The sequence below is a fragment of the Parabacteroides sp. AF48-14 genome (genome assembly GCF_003477465.1).
Taxonomy (GTDB): domain Bacteria; phylum Bacteroidota; class Bacteroidia; order Bacteroidales; family Tannerellaceae; genus Parabacteroides; species Parabacteroides acidifaciens.
Window position 1 is genome coordinate 1 of the sequence record NZ_QUDI01000084.1, and the last position, 3550, is coordinate 3550.

The 3550-nt window shown below is 53.6% G+C and carries 4 protein-coding genes and 2 pseudogenes; all 6 read right to left on the minus strand.

Going from position 1 to position 3550, the window contains the following annotated elements:
• Positions 1 to 110 precede the first annotated feature (110 nt).
• Positions 111 to 488 (minus strand): annotated as a pseudogene (traK, locus tag DW083_RS21690) (conjugative transposon protein TraK); the annotation flags it as partial.
• A 14-nt stretch (positions 489 to 502) separates the two neighbouring features.
• A complete protein-coding gene (gene traJ / locus DW083_RS21695) occupies positions 503 to 1501 on the minus strand; it encodes a conjugative transposon protein TraJ (RefSeq protein ID WP_122333800.1) in 999 nt (332 codons plus the stop codon).
• A gap of 3 nt (positions 1502 to 1504) precedes the next feature.
• Positions 1505 to 2124: pseudogene (locus DW083_RS21700) on the minus strand (DUF4141 domain-containing protein).
• Between the two features lie 62 nt (positions 2125 to 2186).
• Complete coding sequence (locus DW083_RS21705; protein WP_370039548.1) at positions 2187 to 2495, minus strand: DUF3876 domain-containing protein; 309 nt, start codon at positions 2493 to 2495, stop codon at positions 2187 to 2189.
• A 6-nt stretch (positions 2496 to 2501) separates the two neighbouring features.
• On the minus strand, positions 2502 to 2963 hold the full coding sequence (locus tag DW083_RS21710) for a DUF3876 domain-containing protein (protein WP_122333802.1): 462 nt from the start codon (positions 2961 to 2963) through the stop codon (positions 2502 to 2504).
• 34 nt (positions 2964 to 2997) lie between these two features.
• The gene (locus DW083_RS21715; protein ID WP_255419854.1) at positions 2998 to 3486 is read right to left on the minus strand and encodes a TraG family conjugative transposon ATPase; all 489 of its coding nucleotides are present in this window, start codon (positions 3484 to 3486) and stop codon (positions 2998 to 3000) included.
• Positions 3487 to 3550 lie beyond the last annotated feature (64 nt).

A 3550-nucleotide genomic window follows, 5' to 3' on the forward strand; every position in this document is an offset into this window, starting at 1 on the left:
TAATGCACCTGCCGTAGGCTACTGCTGACGAAACAGCAGGTTCAATCAGATTATTACTTTCTTGTAATAGCCAGTTGAACAATCACATACACAACTTAGCACGTCACAGCGATGCGGTTGTAATAGCCCTTCTCCGACATATCCTGATAATATTTGAAGGCACTTTTGTCCACCAGGAACAAGGCGCGGGTTATATTACTCTCGATCGCAGACTTGTCGGGCGCGAGAGTGAAAAAGAGTTCATGGAAACGCTTCACGTGTTCCCGGCCCTCGACGGGCCTGTTCTGACTCATATCCTGGGAAAGCGCGAGCATAAGGCTCTTGCCCCCGTCCATCACATAGATACGCCGGCGTTGCGCCTCGGCAAACCGGTACGACGAATACACGGAATATCCGGTTATCCCCGCACATACCACCAGGAACACGATACCGAAAAGGCGTATCTGCTTGAAGGATGTTTCTATATTCTTTAATGACTTAAATTCCATTGTTTCAATTTTTACTATTTACCCAATAAGCGGCCCGCTATATTTCCACCGGCGGCCCCGGCGATACCTCCGGCCATCGCAGCTCCCTTGCTCGCCACCGTATTCATCCCGCGCGTACCGCTGTTGCCTCCGGCCTGGATGATCCAACCGGCGACGGTCGGCACGGTGAAATAGCCGATAATACCGATGATCAGAAAGATGATATATACGCCGTCGCTCCCGTCCGGGATATAGGAAGGGTCTTGAAGCCTGGCTATATCCGTTTGCAGCATAAGTGCCTGGATCTTGGAAAGCACCGCCGAGAACAAATCGGAAACCGGCAGCCACAGATAGACGCTGATATAACGTGAGAGCCACGCCGTAAGGGTGGACTGGAAACCGTCGTATATCGCCAGGGCGAACGACAACGGCCCCAATATGGACAGCACCACGATAAAGAAGGTGCGTATCGTGTCGATGGAGAGGGCGGCGGCATTGAACAGCAACTCGAAAAAGTCCGAGATCAGTTGCCGGAACCACAGCTTGATCGAGTACCAGGTATGTTCCCACCACATACTGACCATCGTGCCGATCTGCCGGATACCGAGCTCTGAGAACTTTTCCTCGTACACCTCGTCGTTGACCAGCCATTCCTTACCCTCACGCACCCGCGCGTCATATTCCAGGTTGTCACGTTCGGTTTGCAGTGCCTCCACGTCTTGTATCTGCCCCTCCATAATCGTATGGCAACCTTTTACGACGGGGGACATGACGGCGTTGATCGTTCCCAGCACGATTGTCGGGAAGAACATGATGCACAAGCCCAATGCGAAGGGGCGCAGCAGGGGGAACACATCGATAGGCTCCGCCCTGGAAAGGGCCTGCCAGACCCGGTACGCCACATAGAATAAAGCACCCAGCCCGGCCACTCCTTTGGCCACGCCGATCATATCCGAACACAAAGGCATCATTTCCTGATACAGGTCGCGCAGGACCTGGTGCATATTATTGAAGTCTATTGCCAGTAGTACCATAGCTTACCAGTATCTTTCGGAAGGACTGCCATAAAGCGCACGCACTCTCTCCGTATCGCCCTTCTCCTTGCTGCGGATGAAGGACACGGCAATATTCTTCCGGGAGTAATAGCTGACCAGGTTGCGGTAGCTTACCATTTCAGTATGAATCCGGTCGATCAACCCCATGCGTTCGGCATCCGTCATGGAAAGCCCGTTGGAGGAGGAAACCAGTTCCTTTATATCCGAAAGAAGGTTGCCGCTCTCTTTCAGCAGTATGGCATATCCGGCGGATATGGCGGAGAGTTCATTGGCGGAGAAATTATTATCGGACAGCATACGGTTGAAATTGTCGGCGTATATCTGCGATATTTCGCTGACCATCTCGACCGTTTCCTTGACCTTGCGGGCATCCTTGATAAGGTTATGCACGCTTTTCAGCTTGTCGTAATACTCTTTTCCCTGGGATAGATCTTTTGCATTTCCTGAAAGGAGTTTATCACGTTCGCCGCCGTCGTGCCGGTCTTTCCGACCGTCAAGACGTTTTGCGCCAGGTTGGACGGGTCTATGACCGCCCACTGCGCCCTTGCCTCATGAGTGCCGCATACGGCCAGCACCAGGAGGCTGAAAAGAATCTTTTTCATTGCGATAAAATGTTTACTTGGTTTAATACTTGGGCGGAAAGGGGAGCAACCCTTCCACGGGGTTACTCCGCCGCCCGTTGATATTCGCCGTAGGCGGAAAGCAGCAGCACGTCACGCCGGGAGTCATAGGCCAGCCCGATACGCCCGAACAGGTCGAAGTACCGTACCCGGCACAGCTCCCTGATCGGCAGGCGGAATACGGCCCGCGGGTTGTTGTATGTAAATTCCAGCAGGTAGCCTTCCGTACGGGTGCGGTATATCCGCACCGACGGCGCACCCTCCGGGCTTACCCAACGCCCCGTGATTTCCCGCAGGTCAAATTCCAGCCAGCTTTCCGCCTCCGATTTCTGCCCCATGCACGGCCTGAACATGATTCCTTACCGGTTATCGGTTTTTACCCGTTCATAGGTCGCGCCGGGGTACAGCGTGATCGTGTCCGCTTCCCGGTCGTAATACAGGAAGGTCATGCCGAATCCGGCATTGAAGCAAAGCCTGCCGTCCTGCTCATGGAGCAGGTAGCAGTCACCCGTCGCTCCCTTCTTCGGCTTCTTGCCCAAGGCTATCATATAGCCGGGAGAAGGCTTGAAGATAAGAAGGTCGGGGTCGCGTTTGCCCGCTTTCCAGTCACCCACCAACAGGGCGGGATCGTAATCCGGCACGCCGGCCGTTTCCTTTTCGCCGTCATCGACGACGAAAACATCTACCTCGATGTCCGTTTCTACCCGCTCCGTCCCGGTATCAGTCCGCGCGGAAGCCTCCAGCATAGCCTCGGCAAGGACGCTGTTTATTCCCGCCGTGTGAAGAGCCAGCCTCGTGAGTTGCTCGTTACTTAACTTCATGATTTTTTAGTGGTTATGGAGCCACAGGCTCCGGTTAATACTTATTTTCTTTACGCCGCCTGGCCTCGGCGATCTGCTTGACCGCCAGTTCATAGTTACCGCCCAGTTCGGCGGTCTTGTTGAAAACTTCCAACTTCTCGCTTTCCTCGGTAGTGTACGTGAGGTATTCCTCGGCACTGACCTCCGTGGCGTAAACCGCGGACTGCACACCTCCCAACCCGAACCACACCTCCTTGTAAAGCCTGCCCGGATTATTGGCCTGGTTGATTGACAGTATTTGTCCCTTTTCCTTATCGGTCAGGCCTAAAAGAGCCTGGATGCTGTCGAACTTGTTCATATACTTCCGCTGGTCCAAAAGGATTTTACAATCGGAGTTGTTGATGATCGCCTCCTTGACAATGGGAGAGGCGATGATGTCGTCCACCTCTTGCGTCACCACAATGGCCTCGCCAAAATATTTACGGACGGTCTTGTGTAGGCTAAGCACCCAGCGCCTTATCATATTCCTATGACAGGTTTCCAAATGCTCGCCCCCGAACCGGACTTACACCTCTCAGCGTATCCGGCTCTCCACTAATTTCAGTCTA

Coding starts and splice junctions, on each gene's coding strand:
- DW083_RS21710 (WP_122333802.1), bottom strand. CDS start 2,963: ATGAAGTTAAGTAACGAGCAACTCACGAGGCTGGCTCTTCACACGGCG.
- traJ (WP_122333800.1), bottom strand. CDS start 1,501: ATGGTACTACTGGCAATAGACTTCAATAATATGCACCAGGTCCTGCGC.
- DW083_RS21705 (WP_370039548.1), bottom strand. CDS start 2,495: ATGTTCAGGCCGTGCATGGGGCAGAAATCGGAGGCGGAAAGCTGGCTG.